The organism is Endozoicomonas sp. SESOKO3, from assembly GCF_024606255.1.
This window is the reverse complement of record NZ_JAHHPR010000176.1, coordinates 1-2,469: the sequence shown is the minus strand read 5'-3', so window position 1 is coordinate 2,469 and position 2,469 is coordinate 1. Positions and strand designations below refer to the sequence as shown.

Below are 2,469 nucleotides of genomic sequence, written 5' to 3'. Positions count from 1 at the left end.
TACTCTGAATGGCGGATTGCCTGATTTTCATGATCGTTCTCCTAATACGATTCATCTTGGAATTAATCGTATTACTGAAACGAATGTGCGTCAAGCTTGAAATCGTTTTTTTGTTACGATTTTTTGTTGAGTGGATGGAGTTACGTTTGATAATGATATGTATCAATGCATAACTGTGCTGATTCTTTATGATGAAGACTTGTTTAAACATCGAGTTGTGCAAAATGGATCTTCACAGAGCTATTGAGCTTGTTGAGCAATTTATAGTTGACCCTCGTTACCAACAGGCAGTTGTGTACAATCAGTATCGACAGATTTTTGATGTCATCAGCCCGGGTGAAACCAGTCTCTCAAAAGTGATTGCATGGTTGCTGAACCCAAAGGAAGGGCATGGACTGGGTGACTACTTTATCAAAGCTTTGCTTCGGGATGCGGTCGCGAACGATCGTGAGATTTTTCCGTTAACCTTGTTGGATGTTGAGCAACTCGCACTGCAGAATCTCAATGTCTGCGTGGAATATTTACATGCCTATGGTGAAAATAAACGGTATATCGATATTTTAGCGACGGACTTGTCAAACAAGCTGATTATTGTTGTTGAGCACAAGTACGGAAGTAAGGAACAAAATAATCAGCTGGCGGCGTATTCGCAATGGGCTGAGTCGCTGGTGGAAAATGATCCTGATCTTCGATTGGTACGCATCCTTATGGATGGGCATGAGACTTTTACAAGGGAGATTTTGCAAAGCAGTGAGCAAGAAAAGTGGGCAATAGTCAGTCACCAATGGCTGATAACGGCGTTGGAAAATATAGTTCATACCGATTCTCTGCAAGAATCTGCTCGCTGGGTTCTGAAAGACCTGCTGATCCATTTAACAAGCCGCTACGATCTGGACGCTTCCTTTGCAGAGCCTTATGCCTTCATCAAGTCAATGGCGAGCGATCACAGAGAACTGGTAAAGAATAGCCGTCTGATAGAAGTGGAAACCACGGATGGTAAAAGACATAAATTGTACGAGTGGGATGATGTTGATTTTCTTCAATGGAAGTCTGTCCTTATGTCAGAGCAATACAGCCAGATAGGGCAACTTCATCAGTTTTTGGTTCAGAACGCTTCTTTATTATTATCGCTGGAGCAATATCACCATTTAGAGTGGATTGAAGAGAAACTGAATCAGACTTTTCCTGGTCAGTATACTTGTGATTTGTACCCAGGCGTCAAAACTTATTTAGAAATTTTCAAGAATGATTGGGAGAAATTTCAAAATAAAGAACAGGACTATTGGCCTTTCTACCTCGAATTGATTGATCAAACGGTGGGCGAGAAACGTCAGCATTGCTTGATAGTTTATGGGCGTAGAACCGCCTTTATTGAGCCAGATTTTGGAGATGCATTCGCCGCAAAATTCAATAAACGACTGGCGGTCGGGGCGGAGCGTCGTTATCGATTGGCAGAGGTTAAGTTAGAAGAGCCTACTACCAGCGAGTTGATGCTTGAAATAACCGAGATGCTAAAGCGAATCGATTCAGTATTATTGAGCATTTATTGATAAGTAAAGGAATTTTTCAATGGAAAAGGCTGACAAGAAAGTCGCCAATCTGGTTGTTCTGGCTGCTGGAAGCGCAGCCGCTGAAGCTGTGGGGGAGTGGCACAATAAAGTCTCTCAGCAGTCGTTACCAGATGATCTTGAGATTAAGATCTGTACATTGACTGACCGTATTGATGTGCTGCAACTGGAACTGTCTTCGTTGCTTGCTAAAGCGGATCTTATTTTCGTCGCATGTGGGGTTGATGCTGGCGCTTTGTCTTCCTTGTTGCTTCAACAATCGAAAAAAAGTGGGTTGACACCTGTTGTTCTTCTTTCTCGAGATGCAGCGTTAACTTTGGGTGATCTGGGGTTACTTCAAGATAAAGTGAGCGTTATCCGCAGTGATACAACATTAGCAATAATGATTGACAAACTGCTTGAGCCTCTGGTTTCTGAGCCTTTTGTTAGAGTTGATGTTGACGAATTTAAGTCGATTGTAACGCCTGGTTCTGAAGGGTTTCTAGCTGTAACTGTTTCCTCAGGTGATGATGCATCCTTTGATACCACTGAGCAGGCTTTAATAGTTTGCCGTAATGCGATGGCTGAAAAGCAGGGTTCTGCAAATATAATGGTCAGATTAACTGGGAAAGAAGCGACTTTTAGCTTTGGTGATTATATCCGAGCAGGTGAAGCTGTTGATGCATTTTCTAGCGATACCAGTAAAGTACTTGTGAGTACTAGTTGCTCAAAAGAACTATCTGAAGGGAGCTATGAAGCGGTTGTAACTTTTATGAAGGCGTAATCATATTTAACTTGGCAGGGAAAGGAAGAGTGATATCAAAAAATTCCGCCACCGGTTCCCCGCCCACCGCCAGTGAACAAGTGAGTATTACGCGCTCGTAGCTCAGCTGGATAGAGTACCTGGCTACGAACCAGGCGG

General features: G+C 42.9%; 2 protein-coding genes. Both read left to right on the top strand.

From position 1 onward, the window contains the following. Positions 1-224: 224 nt before the first annotated feature. Positions 225-1,550 carry a PD-(D/E)XK nuclease family protein gene (locus KDK18_RS03130; protein WP_257253144.1) on the top strand — a complete coding sequence of 442 codons (1,326 nt, stop codon included), beginning with the start codon at positions 225-227 and terminating at the stop codon, positions 1,548-1,550. A gap of 19 nt (positions 1,551-1,569) precedes the next feature. Then, positions 1,570-2,331 carry a hypothetical protein gene (locus KDK18_RS03125; RefSeq protein WP_257253143.1) on the top strand — a complete coding sequence of 254 codons (762 nt, stop codon included), beginning with the start codon at positions 1,570-1,572 and terminating at the stop codon, positions 2,329-2,331. Positions 2,332-2,469 lie beyond the last annotated feature (138 nt).